General features: G+C 64.8%; 19 protein-coding genes. 1 reads left to right on the top strand and 18 read right to left on the bottom strand.

Features of this window, described 5'->3' with window-relative positions:
* Positions 1 to 20: 20 nt before the first annotated feature.
* The 15 genes from ASF16_RS24295 to ASF16_RS24225 all read right to left on the bottom strand — a co-directional run bounded on the left by ASF16_RS24295 (position 21) and on the right by ASF16_RS24225 (position 16,440).
* Positions 21 to 464, bottom strand: coding sequence for a DUF1016 N-terminal domain-containing protein (locus ASF16_RS24295; RefSeq protein WP_056173481.1), 444 nt, complete (start codon positions 462 to 464; stop codon positions 21 to 23).
* A gap of 21 nt (positions 465 to 485) precedes the next feature.
* A complete protein-coding gene (gene hisG / locus ASF16_RS24290) occupies positions 486 to 1,127 on the bottom strand; it encodes an ATP phosphoribosyltransferase (protein ID WP_056173594.1) in 642 nt (213 codons plus the stop codon).
* Positions 1,128 to 1,135: 8 nt separating this feature from the next.
* Complete coding sequence (murA, locus tag ASF16_RS24285; RefSeq protein WP_056173478.1) at positions 1,136 to 2,422, bottom strand: UDP-N-acetylglucosamine 1-carboxyvinyltransferase; 1,287 nt, start codon at positions 2,420 to 2,422, stop codon at positions 1,136 to 1,138.
* 88 nt (positions 2,423 to 2,510) lie between these two features.
* On the bottom strand, positions 2,511 to 2,753 hold the full coding sequence (locus ASF16_RS24280) for a BolA family protein (RefSeq protein ID WP_056173475.1): 243 nt from the start codon (positions 2,751 to 2,753) through the stop codon (positions 2,511 to 2,513).
* 81 nt (positions 2,754 to 2,834) lie between these two features.
* Positions 2,835 to 3,590 carry an ABC transporter permease gene (locus tag ASF16_RS24275; RefSeq protein ID WP_056173471.1) on the bottom strand — a complete coding sequence of 252 codons (756 nt, stop codon included), beginning with the start codon at positions 3,588 to 3,590 and terminating at the stop codon, positions 2,835 to 2,837.
* Positions 3,587 to 4,525, bottom strand: coding sequence for an ABC transporter ATP-binding protein (locus ASF16_RS24270; RefSeq protein WP_056173468.1), 939 nt, complete (start codon positions 4,523 to 4,525; stop codon positions 3,587 to 3,589). Before ASF16_RS24270 ends, ASF16_RS24275 begins: the two co-directional genes overlap by 4 nt.
* A gap of 98 nt (positions 4,526 to 4,623) precedes the next feature.
* Positions 4,624 to 4,896, bottom strand: coding sequence for an STAS domain-containing protein (locus ASF16_RS24265; protein ID WP_056173465.1), 273 nt, complete (start codon positions 4,894 to 4,896; stop codon positions 4,624 to 4,626).
* 169 nt (positions 4,897 to 5,065) lie between these two features.
* Complete coding sequence (locus tag ASF16_RS24260) at positions 5,066 to 5,704, bottom strand: phospholipid-binding protein MlaC (RefSeq protein WP_056173461.1); 639 nt, start codon at positions 5,702 to 5,704, stop codon at positions 5,066 to 5,068.
* Positions 5,705 to 5,865: 161 nt separating this feature from the next.
* Entirely contained in the window at positions 5,866 to 6,636 is a 771-nt protein-coding gene (locus ASF16_RS24255) for a VacJ family lipoprotein (RefSeq protein ID WP_369817192.1), read from the bottom strand.
* 5 nt (positions 6,637 to 6,641) lie between these two features.
* Entirely contained in the window at positions 6,642 to 7,136 is a 495-nt protein-coding gene (gene mlaD / locus ASF16_RS24250; protein ID WP_056173457.1) for an outer membrane lipid asymmetry maintenance protein MlaD, read from the bottom strand.
* A gap of 35 nt (positions 7,137 to 7,171) precedes the next feature.
* Complete coding sequence (gene mlaE / locus ASF16_RS24245) at positions 7,172 to 7,954, bottom strand: lipid asymmetry maintenance ABC transporter permease subunit MlaE (protein WP_056173454.1); 783 nt, start codon at positions 7,952 to 7,954, stop codon at positions 7,172 to 7,174.
* Entirely contained in the window at positions 7,951 to 8,769 is an 819-nt protein-coding gene (locus ASF16_RS24240; protein WP_056173451.1) for an ABC transporter ATP-binding protein, read from the bottom strand. Before ASF16_RS24240 ends, mlaE begins: the two co-directional genes overlap by 4 nt.
* 521 nt (positions 8,770 to 9,290) lie before the next feature.
* Positions 9,291 to 10,769, bottom strand: coding sequence for a glutamate synthase subunit beta (locus ASF16_RS24235; RefSeq protein WP_056173448.1), 1,479 nt, complete (start codon positions 10,767 to 10,769; stop codon positions 9,291 to 9,293).
* A gap of 57 nt (positions 10,770 to 10,826) precedes the next feature.
* Entirely contained in the window at positions 10,827 to 15,560 is a 4,734-nt protein-coding gene (locus ASF16_RS24230; protein ID WP_056173445.1) for a glutamate synthase-related protein, read from the bottom strand.
* 175 nt (positions 15,561 to 15,735) lie between these two features.
* Positions 15,736 to 16,440 (bottom strand): transposase, encoded by a 705-nt coding sequence (locus ASF16_RS24225; protein WP_056173442.1) that lies wholly within the window; start codon positions 16,438 to 16,440, stop codon positions 15,736 to 15,738.
* A 117-nt stretch (positions 16,441 to 16,557) separates the two neighbouring features.
* On the opposite strand from ASF16_RS24225, the gene ASF16_RS26610 reads away from it, so the two are divergent.
* Complete coding sequence (locus ASF16_RS26610) at positions 16,558 to 16,734, top strand: hypothetical protein (RefSeq protein ID WP_056173440.1); 177 nt, start codon at positions 16,558 to 16,560, stop codon at positions 16,732 to 16,734.
* Between the two features lie 56 nt (positions 16,735 to 16,790).
* Here ASF16_RS26610 and ASF16_RS24215 read toward each other — a convergent pair whose 3' ends face one another.
* The 3 genes from ASF16_RS24215 to ASF16_RS24205 form a co-directional block, all read right to left on the bottom strand.
* Positions 16,791 to 17,723 carry an SAM-dependent methyltransferase gene (locus ASF16_RS24215; protein WP_056173436.1) on the bottom strand — a complete coding sequence of 311 codons (933 nt, stop codon included), beginning with the start codon at positions 17,721 to 17,723 and terminating at the stop codon, positions 16,791 to 16,793.
* A 14-nt stretch (positions 17,724 to 17,737) separates the two neighbouring features.
* The gene (locus tag ASF16_RS24210; RefSeq protein WP_082517128.1) at positions 17,738 to 18,388 is read right to left on the bottom strand and encodes a DUF1415 domain-containing protein; all 651 of its coding nucleotides are present in this window, start codon (positions 18,386 to 18,388) and stop codon (positions 17,738 to 17,740) included.
* Between the two features lie 202 nt (positions 18,389 to 18,590).
* Positions 18,591 to 19,757, bottom strand: coding sequence for a deoxyguanosinetriphosphate triphosphohydrolase (locus ASF16_RS24205; RefSeq protein WP_056173433.1), 1,167 nt, complete (start codon positions 19,755 to 19,757; stop codon positions 18,591 to 18,593).
* Between the last annotated feature and the right edge of the window lie 6 nt (positions 19,758 to 19,763).

The raw sequence follows: 19,763 nt of genomic DNA, 5'->3' as shown, positions 1-19,763 counted from the left end.
TCATTCTTCAGTCGGTGGCCTCATCCGGCTGTCAGGGTGGATTTGTCCCGCCAGCGGTGCGACTTTTGCGGGGCAGCACGGTGCGCTCGAACGGAGCGGTTTTGAATCGCCGCTCCAGCGTCCCTTGCCCTGCACCGCACGCAGACGCAGGTAGTACTCACGTTTTTCGGGGCGTGGCTCTGGCCCAGGATGACGAGGTGATGCGTCCAGGGCCATTGTGTCAGCAGCGCTGACACAATTTCGCGGGCGGGATCGGCCTCGTAGAAATGCCGCATTCTGAACAGGTTGCGGTAGGTGAACCCACGCAGTCCTGGCTGCGTCTGCGCCAGATAGCCCGCCAGTTGCGCCACCACCCCATCGCCCCCCAGCAGGATGTTGACCGTCTGCACGGCCTGCTGCCGGCTGGCGGCGATCAGGCGCGCAATGTCGGCGAAATCGGCGGGCTGCTGCGGGACGCTCGTCACGGCGCTGGGCGGGGGCAATGGTCAGTCTTTGGGAATGGCACCCGCAAACGCATCGATGATGCGGCGCAGTGGCGCCTGCTTGAGCTTGAGCGCGGCCTGGTTCACGACCAGGTAGGAGCTGATGTCCATGATGCGTTCGACCTCCACCAAGTGGTTGGCCTTGAGCGTGTTGCCGGTGGACACCAGATCGACGATGGCGTCGGCCAAGCCGATCAGCGGGGCGAGTTCCATGCTGCCGTACAGCTTGACCATGTCCACGTGCACGCCCTTGCTCGCAAAGAAGTCGCGGGCGATGCTGGTGTACTTGGTGGCCACCTTCAGGCGCGAGCCCTGCTTGACGGCGCGCTCGTAGTCGAAGTCGCTGCGCACGGCCACGCTCACGCGGCACTTGGCGATGCGCAAATCAAGCGGCTGGTACAGGCCCTGGCCGCCGTGCTCGATCAGGGTGTCCTTGCCGGTCACGCCGATGTCGGCACCGCCGTATTCCACGTAGGTGGGCACGTCGGTGGCGCGCACCAGCACCACGCGCACGTCGGGCTGGTTGGTGGTCAGGATGAGCTTGCGGGATTTTTCGGGGTCTTCCAGCACCTCGATGCCGGCAGCGGCCAACAGCGGCAAGGTTTCGTCGAAGATGCGGCCTTTCGAAAGGGCCAGGGTAATCATGCTGCTGCTCATGCTGTGATCCGTTCAATTTGGGCGCCGATGCCGCGCAGTTTCGCTTCCATGCAGTCGTAGCCACGGTCCAGGTGGTAGATGCGGTCCACCATGGTTTCGCCGTCGGCCACCAGGCCGGCGATGACCAGGCTGGCCGACGCACGCAGGTCGGTGGCCATCACGGTGGCGCCCGACAGGCGGCTGGATGTGGTGCTCAGGCCCTCGATGATGGCGACCTTGCCGTCGGTCTGGATCTTGGCGCCCAGGCGCACCAGTTCGTCGACGTGCATGAAGCGGTTTTCGAAGATGGTCTCGGTCACGGTGGCCGTGCCCTGCGCGATGCAATTGAGCGCCATGAACTGGGCCTGCATGTCGGTCGGGAAACCCGGGTATTCGGTGGTGCGGAACCCCTGGGCCTTGAGCGTGGCGCCGCCTGCGCTCTTCACGCGGATGCCGCCGTCCACTGCCTGCACCTCGGCGCCGGCTTCGCGCAGCTTTTCGATGACAGCGTCTAGGTGGTCGGCGCGGCCGTGGCGCAGCGTGACGTCACCGCCCGTGGCAGCCACCGCGCACAGGAAGGTGCCGGCCTCGATGCGGTCGGCCACCACGCGGTGGGTGCAGCCGCGCAGCTTGTCGACGCCCTGGATGCGGATGCGGCTGGTGCCGTGGCCTTCGATCTGCGCGCCCATGGCGATCAACATCTCGGCCAGGTCGATGATCTCGGGCTCCTGAGCGGCGTTCTCGAGTACCGTTTCACCCTCGGCCAACGCCGCGGCCATGAGGAAGTTCTCGGTGCCGGTCACGGTGACCATGTCGGTGGTGATGCGCGCGCCCTTCAGGCGCGTCCAGCCGGCGGGCAGCTTGGCGATCATGTAGCCGTGCTCGACCACGATCTCGGCGCCCATGGCCGTGAGGCCCTTGATGTGCTGGTCCACCGGCCGCGAGCCGATGGCGCAGCCGCCGGGCAGCGAGACCGTCGCCTCGCCAAAACGCGCCAGCAGCGGGCCCAGGGCCAGCACCGACGCCCGCATGGTCTTGACGAGCTCGTACGGTGCCTCGGGCGTGCTCAGCGCACTGGCGTCGATGAGCACGGTGCCGTCATCCGAGCGGCTGGCCGTGACGCCCATGTTGCGGATCAACGTGAGCATGGTCGCCACGTCCTGCAATTGCGGCACGTTCAGCAGGGTCACCGGCTCGGCGGTGAGCAGCGCCGCACACAGCTCGGGCAGCGTGGCGTTCTTGGCGCCGGAGACCAGCACCTCGCCCTGCAGGCTGCGTCCACCGCGGATCAGGAGTTTGTCCATCTCGAAAAGAACCAGGAATAGGGGTAAAAAATGCCGCTACCGCGCTCTAAGCAAGCGGTAGCAGCTATAAAAATCATAGCTACCGAGATTATTTCGGCTGCGCTGCCCACTCGGTGGGCGTGAAGGTCTTCATCGACAGCGCGTGCACCTCGTCGGTCTGCATTTTGGCGCCCAGCGTGGCGTACACCCGCTGGTGGCGCTGGATGGAGCGCTTGCCTTCGAACTCGGCCGAGACGATGGTCGCGTACCAGTGGCGGCCATCGCCTTCGAGCGTGATGTGTTCGCAGGCCAGGCCGGCGGTGATGATGTTCTGGAGTTCTTCTGCGGTCATGTCATGGGTCCGTTGCTGGGGGTAGCGCTCACGCCGCTGAACCATGCCAGCGCAGGCGCGAAGCGACTCAGGGAGGTGCAGCTAGTTTCTGATTTTGTAGCCGGTGCGCAGCAGGTGCACCGCCAGCGCGCTCACCAGCAGCCAGGCCACGCCCACGATGCTCAGGCTCAGCCAGGGCGAGGTGTCGCTCTGGCCGAAGAAGCCGTAGCGAAAGCCGTCGATCATGTAGAAGAACGGATTCAGGTGGCTCACCGTCTGCCAGAAGGGTGGCAGCGACTGGATGGAATAGAACACGCCCGACAGGAACGTCATGGGCACGATGATGAAGTTCTGGAACGCAGCCATCTGGTCGAACTTGTCGGCCCACAGGCCCGCCAGCAGCCCCAGCGTGGCCAGCAGCGCCGCACCCAGAAAGGCGAACGCCAGGATCCACAGCGGCGCGGCAAACTCAGGCCGCGCAAACGCCAGCGTGACGATGAACACCCCCAGCCCCACCGCCAGACCGCGCACGATGGACGAGCCCACATAGGCACAGAACCACGCCCAGTGCGACAGCGGCGTGAGCAGCACGAACACCAGGCTGCCCATGATCTTGCTCTGGATGATGCTGGACGAGCTGTTGGCAAACGCGTTCTGCAGCACGCTCATCATCACGAGGCCGGGCACCAGAAACGCGGTGTAGCTGATGCGGTCGTAGACCTTGACGTGGTCTTCCAGCACATGGCCGAAGATCAGCAGGTACAGCACGGCGGTGAGCACCGGGGCGGCCACGGTCTGGAAGCTGACCTTCCAGAAACGAAGCACCTCTTTGTAGAACAGGGTCTGCCAGCCGGTCATATCGCGATCTTGTCCAGGGAAATATTCGATGCGGATGTGCCGGACATGACCTGCAAAAACACGTCCTCCAGGTCAGGCCTGCGGATCTCCATGTCGTTCACATCCACGCCCGCCACGCGCAGCGCGGCCAGGTGGCTTTCGATCTCGGCGGCGTCGTGTGCGGGCAGTTGCACAATGCGGCCCGTGACACGCGCCACAGTGGCCAGCGATGGCGGCAGCACAGCGTCGGTCTTGAACTGCAGCACGCTGCCCGAGGCCGCCTGCAGCAGCTCGCTGGTGCGGTTGAGCGCCACGATCTGGCCGGTCTTGAGCATCGCGATGCGCCCGCACAGCGCCTCGGCTTCTTCGAGGTAGTGCGTGGTCAGCAGCACGGTGTGGCCTTCCTTGTTCAGGCGCGCCACGAAGTGCCAGAGCGTCTGGCGCAGCTCGACGTCCACACCGGCGGTGGGCTCGTCCAGCACGATGATCGGCGGCTTGTGCACCAGCGCCTGCGCCACCAGCACGCGGCGCTTCATGCCGCCCGAGAGCTGGCGCAGGTTGGAGTTAGCCTTGTCGGTGAGGCCCAGGTTCTCGAGCAGCTCGTCGATCCAGGCGTCGTTGTTCTTCACGCCGAAGTAGCCCGACTGGATGCGCAGCGATTCGCGCACGTTGAAGAACGGGTCGAACACCAGCTCCTGCGGCACGATGCCGAGCTTGCGGCGCGCGTCGGCATAGTCGGCCTGCACATCGCTGCCCTGCACCAGCACCCTCCCTTGACTGGCGCGGGCCAGGCCCGCCAGGATGCTGATGAGGGTGGTCTTGCCTGCGCCGTTGGGGCCCAGAAGGCCGAAGAACTCGCCCTCCTGGATATCCAGGCTGACGTTGTTCAGCGCCTGGAAAGGGCCCTTGGGCGTGGAGAAGGTCTTGGAGACGGCTTGGAATGAGACTGCGGGCATGGAGCCCCTGATTTTACGGCCTAGCCCCGAACTGCGCCCGCGTGGGGCCGCACCAGAGACGCCACGGCTGCGCGACGCGGCATGGCGACACCGCAGGATCAGGACGCCGGAGTGAGCAAGGTGCCCACGCCGTACAGGCCCGCCATGCCCCGCAGCGCGGTGGGCAGGCCCTGCACGGAGAACGTCTTGCGCATGGCCAGCGCCTCGCGCCGGCACTCGAGCAGCACGGCGAGCGCCGACGTGTCGAACACGGTGAGCGCATTCGCATCGACCACCACCCCCGGCTCGCGGTGCACCTTCAGGCCCTGCAACAGCATGTGCAGGCAGGCCGTGGCCTGGCGGTGGGTGAGTTCGGCAGGCAGGACGAGCATCTCAAACTCCCCAGACTTCAAACGCAACCCCTGACCGTTGCAACCGGCGCGGCCCAGCCAGTGCACCCGTGGAACTGGCTCTGCCAGGCCACCGGGTGCGTCCCCCTCCCGCAGCGCGCAGCGCAGCGAGAGAGGTGGATGACGCGAAGCGGCTCAGGGGGAGCATCACTTATTTACTTGCGTTGCTCTTGTTGCGAGCCACCAAGGTCTCGATGAGGCCGTCGACACCCTTGGCATTGATCTCTTGCGCGAACTGGCCGCGGTAGGTTTCCACCAGCCACACGCCCAGCACATTCAGGTTGTAGATCTTCCAGCCAGCGCCGTCGCCAGGGGTCTTTTCCAGGCGATAGTCGAGCTGGATGGGGTCGCCACGGCCGACGATCTCGGTGCGCACCAGCACGTCCTTGTCCTCGGGCGCGGCCCGCAGGGGCTTGACCTGGATGGTCTGATCGTTCACCTGGGCCAGCGCGCCGGCATAGGTGCGCACCAGCAGGATCTTGAACTCGTCCTGCAGGCGCTTTTGCTGCTCGGGCGTGGCCTGGCGCCAGCCGGGGCCCACGGCAGCGGCGGTCATGCGGCGGAAGTTCACGTTGGGCATCACGGTCTTGTCGACCAGCGCGATGATCTTGGAGAGGTCGCCGCCCTGGATGGCCTTGTCGGACTTTACGGTGGTCAGCACGTCGGCCGACAGGCGCTTGATCAGCGCGTCGGGCGCTTCGTCCGCCGCCAGCGCAGCGAAGGGCAGGCCCAGTGCGGCCACAGCGGTCAGGCACAAGGCGGCTTGGCCCAGGGTGCGTCGGTTCATCATGATGTGTCTACTTTCTAGTCGAAGGCTGCGGGCGCCGGTGGCGCCCTGCATTCATTTCATTGTGTGCGGAGCGCGATGGCCCTGTGCGTCGCCCGGGTTGCGGGTTGCAAGCAAGTGCAACCAACGCGCCGCGGCGACTGACGCCACAGCGCGGCGCGCAATCAGCGCGGAGGCTCCTGAGGCAGCACGCCGTCGTTGCCGTTGCGGTCTTCCTTGTCGTCACCGTTCACTGCCGTGCTCACCAGCTGCTGGCTGCGCACCTGCAGGAACACGTCACGCGTGAAGCTGTACTTGTCCAGCGCGGCGCTGTCGAGCACCGAGCCCGCGCGCAGCAGGTTGGCGCGCACGTCCACCGCACGCAGCGCGTACAGCGAGTTGCGGGCCGACACGGGGTCCACATAGCTGACCACGTTGCCCTTCATGTCCACCGGCAGCGCCAGCGTGTCGCGCACGGTCGATGGGCCCAGGATGGGCAGCACCAGGTACGGCCCCGTGTCCACGCCCCAGTAACCGAGCGTCAGGCCGAAGTCCTGCTTGTAGCGGTCGATGCCCAGTTCGCTGGCGATATCGAGCACGCCGCCCAGGCCCATGAGGGTGTTCACATTGACCCGCATGAAGGTGGATGCGGCCGCCTCGCCGCGCAGCTGCAGCACGTTGTTCACGAACGACCACACATCGCCGATGTTGGCGAAGAAGTTGCTCACCCCGGTGCGCACCGGCGCTGGCGTGACGTCCTTGTAGGCAATCGCGACCGGCCTGAGCACCAGCGAATCGACCTGCTCGTTGAAGTTGGTCATGCTGCGGTTGTACGACTCGAACGGATCGCGCGGGTCGGGGTTGGCCACGGTGGCGCAGCCGGTGAGCAGCACTGCGCCCAGCAGGAAGGCCAGCCACGCGGCGGCGCGGGCGGTAGGTTGGGAAAGCTTGGTCATCGTCGTCATTTCTTGTCACCTGCCCCTGCGGGCTTGCTGTTGCTGCCGTCTTCGGCCTTGTTGTAGAGGAATTGTCCGATCAGGTTCTCGAGCACCACGGCGGACTGCGTGGAAGTGACCATGTCGCCGGCCACGAGATTCTTTTCGTCGGCACCGGCCTGGATGCCGATGTACTGCTCGCCCAGCAGGCCGCTGGTGAGGATCTTGAGCGAGCTGTCCTTGGGGAAAGCGTAGCGGTTTTCCATCGCCAGCGTCACGCGGGCCTGGTAGGTCTTGTCGTCGAACGTGATGGACTCCACGCGCCCGACCACCACGCCGGCGCCGCGCACCGCGGCCTGGGGCTTGAGGCCGCCGATGTTGTCAAAGCGCGCGGTGATGCGGTAGCCGGACTGAAAGTTCAGGCTCAGCAGATTGGCCGCCTGCAGCGCCAGAAACACCAGCGCCACGGTGCCGAGCATGACGAAGAGCCCTACCCAGAGGTCGTTTTTGGATGGTTGCATTGTTTGATTCCTCTTTGCCAGCTGCTGCGCCGGCCTCAGATACTGAACATCAGGGCAGTGAGGATGAAGTCCAGCGCCAGTACGGCCAGGGACGCCATCACCACGGTGCGGGTGGTGGCGCGCGCCACACCCTCGGGCGTGGGCTTGGCCGCAAAGCCCTGCAGCAACGCCACGAAGGTGACCGTGACGCCGAACACCACGCTCTTGATCACGCCATTGCCCACGTCGCGCCACACATCCACGCCGCCCTGCATCTGGCTCCAGAACGCGCCATGGTCCACCCCGATCATGACCACACCCACGATCCAGCCGCCGATCACGCCCACGGCGCTGAACACCGCCGCCAGCAGGGGCATGGTGATCACGCCGGCCCAAAAGCGCGGCGCCAGGATGCGGCGCACCGGGTCGACCGCCATCATTTCCATCGCGCTGAGCTGCTCGCCCGCGCGCATCAGCCCGATCTCGGCCGTGAGCGATGTGCCCGCCCGTCCTGCAAAGAGCAAGGCCGTGACCACCGGGCCCAGCTCGCGCACCAGCGACAGCGCCACCAGCAGGCCCAGCGCCTCGGACGAGCCGTAGCGCTGCAGCGTGTAGTAGCCCTGCAGGCCCAGCACAAAGCCCACGAACAGGCCGGACACCGAAATGATGGCCAGCGAATAGTTGCCCAGGAAGTGGATCTGGTCGCGCACCAGCGCAGGCCGCATGAAGGCGGCGCCGCCCAGCTGCAGCAGCCGCACGAACAGGCGCGCTGCCATGCCGATGTCGGCCAGCTTCTGGCGCACGGCAAAACCCACGTCGGACGGCTTGTACCAACTCATAGCACCTTGCCTCCGAGCGGGCCGAAGTCTTCTTCGGCAGAGGGCCCCGCGTAGTGGAAAGGCACAGGCCCTGTGGGCAGCGCGTTCACGAACTGGTGCACCAGCGGGTCGGTACTGGCACGCACTTCATCGGGCGTGCCCTGCGCCGCCACCACGCCGGCGCCCAGGATGATCACGTGGTCGGCCAGGCGGAAGGTTTCTTCCAGGTCGTGCGAGACGATGATGCTGGTCAGGCCCATGGCGTCGTTGAGCTGGCGGATGAGCTGCGCGGCGGTGCCCAACGAGATGGGGTCCAGCCCGGCAAACGGCTCGTCGTACATGACGAGCTCGGGGTCCAGCGCAATGGCACGCGCCAGCGCCACGCGCCGTGCCATGCCGCCCGATATCTGGCTGGGCATGAGGTCGCGCGCGCCGCGCAGACCCACGGCGTGCAGCTTCATCAGCACCACGTCACGGATCAGTGTTTCGGCCAGGTCGGTGTGCTCGCGCAGGGGGAACGCCACGTTCTCGAACACCGACAGATCGGTGAACAAGGCCCCGAACTGGAACAGCATGCCCATGCGCCGGCGCGCGGCATACAGGCCGGCCGCGTCGAGGCCGCCCACGTCCTGCCCGTCGAACAGCACCTGGCCGCTCTGTGCCTTCTGCTGCCCACCGATCAGGCGCAGCACTGTCGTCTTGCCGCCGCCGGAGGCGCCCATCAGGGCCGTGACCTTGCCGCGCGGCACGGACAGCGTCACGTCGCGCAGGATCGTGCGGTCACCGTATGAAAACGTGACGTTGCGCAACTCAGCGAGGAAGGGGGACTCGGGCATGCAAAAAAGGGACGGATCTCAGCGATCCAAGGCTGGCCGGAACCAGGAAACAGGGGGAAGCGAGTGCTGCGATGGTAGCCGAAGACTTAAACATACATTCATGTATGTTTGCAAATGGGGTCTCCGGGATGCAGGCGGCGAACCTTGGCTCCTAGGTACTCACCCCCTACCGACACAGCCCCCGATTGTGCCAAGAAAGGCCAAACCGGGTGGAGGCAAGGCTTGCGCGGCAGAAAATGCGGGCTGGATGGTCAGGTCGGGTGGTACGGGAGCAACGGGGACTCTGCGCTGGCTTGTGATTCAGGGCGTCCAGGTCGGGACGACACCCAGGCGGTCGAGGATCGTTCAGCCTTTCTTTGCCTCTGCCAACCGAGGTTCTTGCTGACCGGCTCACCAAGTGACTGACTGGCTCCAGCTGGCACCAATCGCTTTTGCGGCCGCACCATAAAAAACGGCGCCAGATGGCGCCGTTTTTTATGGGACGGAGGCCTGTGCAAAGCAGGCTTTGAGCGGTGGACCGCTCAGCGGGGCAGGTCCGAATAACCCATCAGGAACTCGTCCACAGCCCGGGCCGCCTGGCGGCCTTCGCGGATCGCCCACACCACCAGCGACTGGCCGCGGCGGATGTCGCCAGCGGCGAACACCTTGGGCACGTTGGTGACATAGCCGCCGTCAAACTCGGTGGTGGCGCGTGCGTTGCCGCGGGCGTCCTTGTCCACGCCAAAGGCTTCGAGCACGGCAGCCACCGGGCTCACAAAGCCCATGGCCAGCAGCACCAGGTCGGCCTTGAGCACCGTCTCGGAGCCCGCCACCTCGACCATCTTGCCGTCCTTCCACTCCACGCGCACGGTCTTCAGACCCGTGACCTTGCCCTTTTCGCCGATGAACTCCTTGGTGGAGATGGCGAACTCGCGCTCGCAGCCTTCGTCGTGGCTGGAGCTGGTGCGCAGCTTGATTGGCCAGTAGGGCCAGGTCATGGGGCGGTTTTCTTCGGCGGGTGGCTGGGGCATCAGTTCGAACTGCGTGACGCTGACGGCGCCGTGGCGGTTGCTGGTGCCCACGCAGTCGCTGCCGGTGTCGCCGCCACCGATCACGATGACGTGCTTGCCGTCAGCGCGCAGCTGGCCCTTGAGCTTGTCGCCCGCGTTGACCTTGTTCTGCTGGGGCAGGAACTCCATCGCGAAGTGGATGCCGTCCAGGTCGCGGCCAGGCACGGGCAGATCACGCGATTGCTCGGCGCCACCGGTCAGCACCACGGCGTCGAAGTCTTTTTGCAGCTGCTCGGGCGTGATGGTTTCCTTGGCCCAGTTGGTGACCTTGGAATCCTTGCCCAGGCCGTCCTTGGCAGCACCGATGAACACGCTGGTGCGGATGGTCACGCCTTCGGCTTCCATCTGCTTGGCGCGGCGGTCGATGTGCGACTTCTCCATCTTGAAGTCGGGGATGCCGTAGCGCAGCAGACCGCCGATGCGGTCGTTCTTCTCGAACAGCGTGACGCTGTGGCCGGCGCGTGCCAGCTGCTGTGCTGCTGCCATACCGGCAGGGCCGGAGCCCACCACGGCGACCTTCTTGCCGGTCTGGTGCTTGGCGGGGCGCGGCAGCACCCAGCCTTCTTCCCAGGCACGGTCGATGATCGCGTGTTCGATGGACTTGATGCCCACGGCGTCGTCGTTCACGTTCAGCACGCAGGCGGCCTCGCAGGGCGCGGGGCAGATGCGGCCGGTGAACTCGGGGAAGTTGTTGGTGCTGTGCAGCACCGCGATCGCGCTCTTCCAGTCCTGCTGGTACACCAGGTCGTTGAAGTCCGGAATGATGTTGTTGACAGGGCAGCCGCTGTTACAGAACGGCGTGCCGCAGTCCATGCAGCGTGCACCCTGGATCTTGGCCTGCGAGTCATCGAGGCCGATGACGAATTCCTTGTAGTGCTTCAGGCGCTCGCCGACGGGCTTGTAGCCCTCTTCGATGCGCTCGAATTCCATGAAGCCGGTGGTCTTTCCCATGACGGTGTCCTTGAATCTTGTGTCTATGAACGGTGTACGTGTCGGTTGCGGCTCGCCTTACTTGGCGGGCACAGCTACCTTTTCAGGAGCTGCTACCGCAGGGGTAGCGGGCTCTTCCAACACTTTTCGTTCATAAATCTCAGCCAGTGCGCGCTTGTACTCGGTCGGGAAGACCTTGACGAACTTGCCGCGCGACGCGGCCCAGTTGTCCAGCAGCTCGCGGGCGCGCTTGCTGCCGGTCCAGCGGTTGTGGTCTTCCAGCAGCTTCTTGAGCTGCGCTTCGTCGCTCTGGCCACCGTGCCAGATGGCGCGCGGCATGGTCGCTTCTTGCTCGGACGCCGGCAGGATGCGCTCCAGCGTCACCATGGACATGTTGCAGCGCGTGTCGAACTGGCCGTCTTCGTCGTAGACGTAGGCCACGCCGCCGCTCATGCCCGCCGCGAAGTTGCGGCCGGTCTTGCCGAGCACCACCACGGTGCCGCCGGTCATGTATTCGCAGCCATGGTCACCCGTGCCTTCGACCACCGCAGTGGCACCCGACAGGCGCACGGCAAAGCGTTCGCCGGCCACGCCACTGAAGAAGGCCTCGCCCGTGGTGGCGCCGTACATCACCGTGTTGCCCACGATGGTGTTGCGCACGGATTCACCGCGGAAGTCGATGCTGGGGCGCACGATGACGCGGCCGCCCGACAGGCCCTTGCCCGTGTAGTCGTTGGCGTCACCGATCAGGTACAGCGTGATGCCGCGCGTGAGGAACGCACCGAACGACTGCCCGCCCGTGCCTTCCAGCTGGATGCGGATGGTGTCGTCCGGCAGGCCTTCGGGGTGCACGCGCGTCACAGCGCCGGAGAGCATGGCGCCCACGGAGCGGTTGACGTTGCGGGCCACCTCGATGAACTGCACGCGCTCGCCCTTGTCGATGGCAGGCTTGCTGCGCTCAATGAGCTTGCGGTCCAGGGTGTTGGTGATGTTGTGGTCCTGCACGTCCACGTGGTAGCGCGGCACATCGGCGGGCACATTGGGCTGGGCGAACAGGCGGCCGAAGTCCAGGCCGCGCGCCTTCCAGTGGGCAATGCCGGAGCGCGTGTCGAGCAGGTCAGAGCGGCCGATCAGGTCGTCGAACTTCTTGATGCCCAGCTGGGCCATGATCTGGCGCACTTCTTCGGCGATGAAGAAGAAGTAGTTGACCACGTGCTCGGGCTTGCCCGAGAACTTCTTGCGCAGCTCGGGGTCCTGCGTGGCCACGCCCACGGGGCAGGTGTTCAGGTGGCACTTGCGCATCATGATGCAGCCCTCGACCACCAGCGGCGCGGTGGCGAAGCCGAACTCGTCCGCGCCCAGCAGCGCGCCGATGGCGACGTCGCGGCCGGTCTTCATCTGGCCGTCGGCCTGCACGCGCACACGGCCGCGCAGGCGGTTGAGCACCAGGGTCTGCTGGGTTTCGGCCAGGCCGATTTCCCACGGACCGCCCGCGTGCTTGATGGACGACCAGGGCGATGCGCCCGTGCCGCCGTCATGGCCGGCGATCACGAGGTGGTCGCTCTTGCACTTGGTGACGCCCGCGGCGATGGTGCCCACGCCCACTTCGGACACCAGCTTGGTGCTGATCGTGGCGTGTGGCGCCACGTTCTTCAGGTCGTGGATCAGCTGGGCCAGGTCTTCGATGGAGTAGATGTCGTGGTGCGGCGGGGGCGAGATCAACCCCACGCCCGGCACGCTGTGGCGCAGCTTGCCGATGTAGTTGGACACCTTGCCGCCCGGCAGCTGGCCGCCTTCACCAGGCTTGGCGCCCTGGGCCATCTTGATCTGGATCTGGTCGGCCGACGACAGGTATTCGGCCGTGACGCCGAAGCGGCCCGACGCGACCTGCTTGATCTTCGAACGCAGCGAGTCGCCGTCCTGCAGGGGCAGGTCGACCTCGACGTTGGCGGCTCCGATCACGCTCTTCAAGGTATCGCCCTGCTTGATCGGGATGCCCTTGAGTTCGTTGCGGTAGCGCGCAGCGTCTTCACCGCCTTCGCCGGTGTTGCTCTTGCCGCCGATGCGGTTCATGGCCACGGCCAGCGTGGCGTGTGCCTCGGTGGAGATGGAGCCCAGCGACATGGCGCCGGTGGCAAAGCGCTTGACGATCTCCTTGGCAGGCTCGACCTCGTCGATGGAGATGGCCTTGGACGGGTCGATCTTGAACTCGAACAGGCCGCGCAGCGTGAGGTGGCGCTTGCTCTGGTCGTTGATGATCTGGGCGTACTCCTTGTACGTGTTCCAGTTGTTGGCGCGCGTGCTGTGCTGCAGCTTGGCGATTGCGTCGGGCGTCCACATGTGGTCTTCGCCACGGGTGCGCCAGGCGTACTCGCCGCCGGCGTCCAGCATGGTTTCGAGCACGGGGTCGTCGCTGAAGGCGGCCTTGTGCATGCGGATGGCTTCTTCGGCGATCTCGAACACGCCGATGCCCTCCACTCGGCTGGCGGTGCCGGTGAAGTACTTGCCCACGGTGTCGGTGTTCAGGCCAATGGCCTCGAACAGCTGCGCGCCGCAGTAGGACATGTAGGTGCTCACGCCCATCTTGGACATGATCTTGGACAGGCCCTTGCCGATGGCCTTGACGTAGTTGTAGATGGCCTTGTCCGGCGACAGGTCGCCAGGCATGTCCTTATGCATCTCGGCCAGGGTTTCCATGGCGAGGTAGGGGTGCACGGCCTCTGCGCCGTAGCCGCCCAGCACGGCGAAGTGGTGCACTTCACGCGCGGTACCGGTCTCGACCACCAGGCCAGCCGTGGTGCGCAGGCCTGCGCCCACCAGATGCTGGTGGATGGCCGACAGGGCCAGCAGCGCGGGGATGGCCACCTGGGTGGCGCTCACGGCGCGGTCGCTGACGATGAGGATGTTGGCGCCGCCCTTGATGGCGTCCACAGCCTGTGCGCACAGCGACGCGAGCTTGGCCTCCACGCCTTCACGGCCCCAGCTCAGCGGGTAGGTGATGTCGATGGTGGCGCTCTTGAACTTGCCCTGCGTGTACTTTTCGATGTTGCGCAGCTTGGCCATGTCGGCGAAGTCCAGCACGGGCTGGCTCACTTCCAGACGCATCGGCGGGTTGACCTGGTTGATGTCCAGCAGGTTGGGCTTGGGTCCGATGAAGGACACCAGCGACATCACGATGGCTTCGCGGATCGGGTCGATGGGCGGGTTGGTCACCTGCGCGAACAACTGCTTGAAGTAGTTGTACAGCGGCTTGTTCTTGCCCGAGAGCACGGCCAGCGGGCTGTCGTTGCCCATGGAGCCGATGCCTTCTTCCCCGTTCTTGGCCATGGGGGCCATCAGGAACTTGATGTCTTCCTGGGTGTAGCCGAAGGCCTGCTGGCGGTCGAGCAGCGGCAGGGGCGCGGCGTCGGGAGTGGACGCGGTGTCGGTGCCGACGCTGTCGAGCTTGATGCGCAGGTTTTCGATCCACTGCTTGTAGGGCTTGGTGTTGACGACGTTGGCTTTCAGCTCATCGTCGTCGATCATGCGGCCCTGTTCCAGGTCGATCAGGAACATCTTGCCGGGCTGCAGGCGCCACTTGCGCACGATCTTGTTCTCGGGGATGGGCAGCACGCCGGATTCCGAGCCCATGATGACCAGGTCGTCATCGGTGATGCAGTAGCGCGAGGGGCGCAGGCCGTTGCGGTCCAGCGTGGCGCCGATCTGGCGACCATCGGTGAACACGATGGAGGCGGGGCCGTCCCAGGGCTCGAGCATGGCGGCGTGGTATTCATAGAAGGCGCGGCGGCGCTCGTCCATGGTGGTGTGCTGCTCCCACGGCTCGGGGATCATCATCATCACGGCCTGGCTGATGGGGTAGCCGGCCATGGTCAGCAGTTCGAGGCAGTTGTCGAACGTGGCGGTGTCGGACTGGTCGGCAAAGCTGATGGGGTAGAGCTTTTGCAGGTCGGCGGCCAGCACGGGCGAGGCCATCACGCCTTCGCGCGCCTTCATCCAGTTGTAGTTGCCCTTGACGGTGTTGATTTCACCGTTGTGCGCCACGTAGCGGTACGGGTGGGCCAGCGGCCACTCGGGGAAGGTGTTGGTGGAGAAACGCTGGTGCACCAGGCCGATGGCCGAGACGCAGCGCTCGTCGGACAGGTCCTTGTAGTACACGCCCACCTGGTCGGCCAGCAGCAGGCCCTTGTAGACCACGGTGCGGCTGGACATGCTGGGAACGTAGTATTCCTTGCTGTGCTTGAGCTTGAGGTTCTGGATGGCGGCGCTGGCCGTCTTGCGGATCACGTACAGCTTGCGCTCCAGCGCGTCCTGAACGATCACGTCGTTGCCGCGGCCGATGAAGACCTGGCGCAGGATGGGCTCCTTCTTGCGCACGGTGGGCGACATGGGCATGTCGAGGTTGACCGGCACATCGCGCCAGCCCAGCAGCACCTGGCCTTCGGCCTTGATCGCGCGCTCCATCTCCTGCTCGCAGGCCAAGCGGGAGGCGTGTTCCTTGGGCAGGAAGATCATGCCCACGCCATATTCGCCGGCGGCGGGCAGCGTGACACCCAGCTTGGCCATCTCTTCACGGTAGAGCGCGTCAGGGATCTGGATCAGGATGCCCGCACCGTCGCCCATCAGCGGGTCGGCACCCACGGCGCCACGGTGATCGATGTTCTCAAGGATCTTGAGGGCCTGCGTCACGATGTCGTGGCGCTTCACCCCCTTGATGTGGGCGACGAAGCCGAGCCCGCAGGCGTCGTGTTCGTTACCGGATGAATACAAACCGTGTTGTTGCAGATGCTCGATCTCGGCGGCCGTCGTGGTCATGGCGCACTCCTCATGTTTTTCGCAGGGAGTTGGAGATTAGTGCATTGCAACATGCGTTGCAAGCATATTAATTGGGGTCAGATTCTCTTTTATTGTCCTACTAAATAAATGTGGAATTTATTGGGGACATGTCAAAAATGATAGCGAATAGCGCGCTCCCATCAAGCGGGGGAGCCTAAATTTCTTCTGAAATCGGCGCCAATGCCGGCCGCCCGGCCTTTCCGCGCACTACACGGCGCAGCGTCTGCTTTTGCAATTCGGCGACAAATTCTGGGTCACCCAGCGCCCAGCCGCTGAGGGCCGAGGTGGTCAACGCCGCTTGCTCTTGCGAACTGATTCCCGCCTGCACTGCAGCGCCATAGGCCGCTTCACGCGCGAACGGCGTGTTGCCCAGTGCCCAGTACAGCGCGTGCGGGGTCAGCAAACGGTCGACCCGCAGGCCCAGCCAGTGCGCATGGCTGGACCACGGGTAGTCGACGGCTTGCACCACGGTGCCCGAGCGGACCGGATTCAGGTCGAGGTACACCATGCAGGGCAGCAGGTACCGCTCGGGCTGCAGCACCGTGGAACGGTAGCGGCCCTCCCACAGCGTGCCGGTGCGGCCGTGCCGGCGGTTGAAGTACTGCACATAGCGGCGCCCCACCGCCTGCATCATCTGCGGCAGGCCGTCCGCGGTGGAAGGCGTGGCCACCAGGTGGAAGTGGTTGTCCATGAGCACATAGGCATGGACGGCGACCGCATGGCGCTGCGCGTTGTCGGCCAGCAGGGCGAGCATGGTCTCGTAGTCTTCGCGGTCGACGAAGATGGGCTGGCGGTTGTTGCCGCGCTGGATGACGTGGTGTAGCTGACCTGGCAGGGTCAGGCGCGGCAGGCGGGCCATGGAAAAATCTCGGGGTGGTTGTTGGGGTTGTCCGACACGCGAGCGTACCGCGGGACGACATGGCCCAGGGCGGTGAGCACCGACCATCCGGGCAGACCAACAACACGGAGAAGACCCATGTCTTTTGCACTCTACATGCTCGGCTTCCTGATTTTTCTGGCCGGCGTGATCTGGGCTGCGGTGACTGCCGGGGTACCCCAGCTCTACATCGGCATCGGCGCACTGATACTGCTGGGCATCGGCATCTTCAGCGCGGTCAGCAAGACGCGGTCCAAGGACCCACCACAGCCTTGATCGGTGACGCGCCACCGCGGGGACCAACAGTCCCTGCGGCGGCCAATGCCAGGTAGCTACGCGGCTGGCAAGCCTGGATAGCGCAGATCCTCCAGGGACTGCAGGCCGAACTCCCCCAGCAGCGCTCGCAACCGTTCTGGGGCGCTGCGTTTCTTCTGCCCGATGTAGCGCGCAATGATGAGTTCGTTCTTCATACTGTGCTCCCACCCCACCAGTTCCGTCACCGTGACCTGGTAACCGTTGGCCTCCAGGTACAGGCACCGCAGCACGTTGGTGACCTGGCTCCCCACTTCACGGGTGTGCAGCGGATGGCGCCACAGCTCGGCCAGCGGCGTGCGCGTAAGCTGCAGCGCCTTGCCTTGGCGCAGGCATGCGGCCATCTCGGCCTGGCAGCACGGCACTAGCACCATCGCCCGCGCTTTTTTCTGCAAACCGAAGGCAATGGCATCGTCGGTGGCGGTATCGCATGCATGCAGGGCGGTCACCACATCGATCTGCGGTGGCAGTTCATTCGCATCGGTGGATTCAGCCACCGACAGGTTGAGGAACGACATGCGTTCGAAGTCCAACTTGTGCGCCAGCACACGGGATTTTTCGACCAACTCCGCGCGCGTCTCCACCCCATAAATGTGCCCGCGACCCAATGGCTTGAAATACAGGTCGTACAGGATGAACCCCAGGTAGGACTTGCCGGCCCCGTGGTCGGCCAGCGTCGGGCCTTGGTCGCTGCTGGACAACTCGCCCAGCAGGGGTTCGATGAAGTTGAACAGGTGGTACACCTGCTTCAGCTTGCGGCGCGAGTCCTGGTTCAAGCGACCCTCGCGGGTCAGGATGTGTAGCTCCTTTAGCAGCTCCACGGACTGCCCGGGCCGCAGTTCGGAGAGCTCCGAAGCTTGCGCTGCAGCATTCGATGCCGCCCTGCCGTTCGTGTTCTTTTTGCCACCGGCCTTGCCACCTTGCACTTGCGGTGCTGCTGCGCTGTTAACCATTGCTTGATCTTTCTTCATGGCGCGACCGCGCGCGTTGCTGTGGCGACAACATCACTACCCTCATCACTGCCACCATCGCCAGGCCCCACCCCCAGCTCTTCCCACCCCTTCGTGCCCAGTGCTTCCAGCACTTCCATGTTGCGCTCGAAGATGCTTTCCGCTTCCGGAAACACTTCGACCGCACGGTCGATGCTCTCCTCGCGCAGCAGGTGCAAGGTGGGGTACGGTGACCGGTTGGTGCAGTTGGTGACGTCGTCCACGTCGGTGCCGGCAAACTGGAATTGCGGGTGGAAACTTGCGATTTGTACGGTGCCGGCCAGCTCCATCTGCTCCAGCAGCGCATCCGCCTGGCCCAGAAAGTCATTGAAATCGAGAAAATCCTGCAGACAGTGCGCCAGGATGAGCAGCGACGTGTCGCGCTCTTGCGCCGGCGTGGCCACTAATGCCGCCAGCTCTTCGCGCAGCAGCTCAAGGACCTCGTCCACATGGGGCGTCAGCGCCACGGCATAGTGGATCTGGCCTTTGACGTGCACACCCTTGGCAAAGGGGCACAAGTTGAGGCCGATGACCGCACGCTCCAGCCAGCGCACAGTGTCTTGGATGAACGGGGAAGGGGCAGCAGGATCTGAAGATCGCGCCGCAGTGGAAGCAAGAGGAAGCGTCATGAAAAAGCAAGCAGCGCGAGGGATGCGTCGATTTTACGTGCGTGGCCTTTGGACACCGCTGGGGTCAGCATCGTCGCTATGTATTGAGCCGGCTGAGCAACAAGTGTCCCAGCTTCTTTGGCTCGACTGCGGCCCGTCCGAAGGACCATACCCGAATCCTGCGCAAGCGGCGGATCGGGGGCAGCCGCCATGGCGCTGCCGCTCATTCAACCAGAAGCCGCAGCCCTGTCAGTCGCTCGTGCTCACGCGCTGCAAAACGGTCAGTCATGCCCGCAATGAAATCGGCAACTGCCCGCGCCCGCAGCGGCCCTTGGTCCATGGAGGCCTGCTCCGCGAACGCGGCTTTCATCTCTTGGGGCGCTGCGGTGTATGCCGCAAACAGCTCTCGCACCACCTGCTGCGCCCGCCCGGTGGTTTCCATCACCTGGGGGTGTCGGTACAGGTTCTTGAAGAGAAACCGCTTGAGCACCTGCGAACGCTCGCGCATGGCATCGCTGAACATCACCAGGCCTGGCGCACGGCGCACGGCATCCACCGTCTCCGGCGCGCATCGCGCGATGGCAGCTTGCGTGGTATCGATCACGTCATACACCTGATCGCTCAACATGCGGCGTATGGCCTCGTAGAGCAGCCGGCGCTGGCTGGACGATTGCGCCAGTGCCGGGTGCTCAGCCAGCGCCGCCGCCCGGTATTGCTCGAACAGGGGGACCTCCTGCAGCTGCGCCATCGATATCAGCCCGGACCGCACCCCATCGTCAATGTCGTGGGCGTTGTAGGCAATCTCGTCGGCTAGATTGCACAACTGCGCCTCCAGGCTCGGCTGCTCGCGGCGCAGAAAACGCGCTCCGACCCCGTTGGGCTCCTCAGCTTCCAGCTGTTCGGCATGCACGCGCGAGCAATGTTTGAGCACGCCCTCTCGCGTCTCGAAAGTGAGATTCAGCCCATCGTATTGCGGATATCGCTCTTCGAGTTTGTCTACCACCCGCAAGCTTTGCAGGTTGTGCTCGAAGCCACCAGTTTCAGCCATGCAGGCATGCAGCGCGTCTTGGCCGGCATGGCCAAACGGCGTGTGGCCCAGGTCGTGCGCCAGAGAAATCGCCTCCACCAGGTCTTCATTGATGCGCAGCGATCGCGCGATGGAGCGGCCCAGTTGCGCGACCTCCAGCGAATGCGTCAGGCGGGTGCGGAATAGATCGCCTTCATGGTTGAGGAAGACCTGCGTCTTGTAGACCAGCCGGCGGAATGCGGTGGAATGCACGATGCGGTCGCGGTCGCGCTGGTAGTCGGTGCGGGTGGGAGCCGGGTGTTCGGTATGGCGGCGTCCACGCGTGAGTGCGGGGTCGCAAGCGTAAGGAGCCAAGAAGGACATGGTTCG

It is taken from the genome of Acidovorax sp. Leaf78, assembly GCF_001422735.1.
In the GTDB taxonomy this organism is placed as follows: domain Bacteria; phylum Pseudomonadota; class Gammaproteobacteria; order Burkholderiales; family Burkholderiaceae_C; genus Acidovorax.
This window is presented reverse-complemented; position numbering and strand designations above follow the sequence as displayed.

What these genes read in the sequence shown, in the direction of transcription:
- ASF16_RS26610 (WP_056173440.1), top strand. Translation starts at nt 16,558, where the DNA reads ATGTCTTTTGCACTCTACATGCTCGGCTTCCTGATTTTTCTGGCCGGC.
- ASF16_RS24280 (WP_056173475.1), bottom strand. Translation starts at nt 2,753, where the DNA reads ATGACCGCAGAAGAACTCCAGAACATCATCACCGCCGGCCTGGCCTGC.
- ASF16_RS24270 (WP_056173468.1), bottom strand. Translation starts at nt 4,525, where the DNA reads ATGCCCGCAGTCTCATTCCAAGCCGTCTCCAAGACCTTCTCCACGCCC.
- hisG (WP_056173594.1), bottom strand. Translation starts at nt 1,127, where the DNA reads ATGATTACCCTGGCCCTTTCGAAAGGCCGCATCTTCGACGAAACCTTG.
- ASF16_RS24265 (WP_056173465.1), bottom strand. Translation starts at nt 4,896, where the DNA reads ATGCTCGTCCTGCCTGCCGAACTCACCCACCGCCAGGCCACGGCCTGC.
- ASF16_RS24230 (WP_056173445.1), bottom strand. Translation starts at nt 15,560, where the DNA reads ATGACCACGACGGCCGCCGAGATCGAGCATCTGCAACAACACGGTTTG.
- ASF16_RS24225 (WP_056173442.1), bottom strand. Translation starts at nt 16,440, where the DNA reads ATGGCCCGCCTGCCGCGCCTGACCCTGCCAGGTCAGCTACACCACGTC.
- ASF16_RS24215 (WP_056173436.1), bottom strand. Translation starts at nt 17,723, where the DNA reads ATGGTTAACAGCGCAGCAGCACCGCAAGTGCAAGGTGGCAAGGCCGGT.
- ASF16_RS24235 (WP_056173448.1), bottom strand. Translation starts at nt 10,769, where the DNA reads ATGGGAAAGACCACCGGCTTCATGGAATTCGAGCGCATCGAAGAGGGC.
- ASF16_RS24275 (WP_056173471.1), bottom strand. Translation starts at nt 3,590, where the DNA reads ATGACCGGCTGGCAGACCCTGTTCTACAAAGAGGTGCTTCGTTTCTGG.
- ASF16_RS24240 (WP_056173451.1), bottom strand. Translation starts at nt 8,769, where the DNA reads ATGCCCGAGTCCCCCTTCCTCGCTGAGTTGCGCAACGTCACGTTTTCA.
- ASF16_RS24205 (WP_056173433.1), bottom strand. Translation starts at nt 19,757, where the DNA reads ATGTCCTTCTTGGCTCCTTACGCTTGCGACCCCGCACTCACGCGTGGA.
- ASF16_RS24255 (WP_369817192.1), bottom strand. Translation starts at nt 6,636, where the DNA reads ATGACCAAGCTTTCCCAACCTACCGCCCGCGCCGCCGCGTGGCTGGCC.
- mlaE (WP_056173454.1), bottom strand. Translation starts at nt 7,954, where the DNA reads ATGAGTTGGTACAAGCCGTCCGACGTGGGTTTTGCCGTGCGCCAGAAG.
- ASF16_RS24260 (WP_056173461.1), bottom strand. Translation starts at nt 5,704, where the DNA reads ATGATGAACCGACGCACCCTGGGCCAAGCCGCCTTGTGCCTGACCGCT.
- murA (WP_056173478.1), bottom strand. Translation starts at nt 2,422, where the DNA reads ATGGACAAACTCCTGATCCGCGGTGGACGCAGCCTGCAGGGCGAGGTG.
- ASF16_RS24210 (WP_082517128.1), bottom strand. Translation starts at nt 18,388, where the DNA reads ATGACGCTTCCTCTTGCTTCCACTGCGGCGCGATCTTCAGATCCTGCT.
- mlaD (WP_056173457.1), bottom strand. Translation starts at nt 7,136, where the DNA reads ATGCAACCATCCAAAAACGACCTCTGGGTAGGGCTCTTCGTCATGCTC.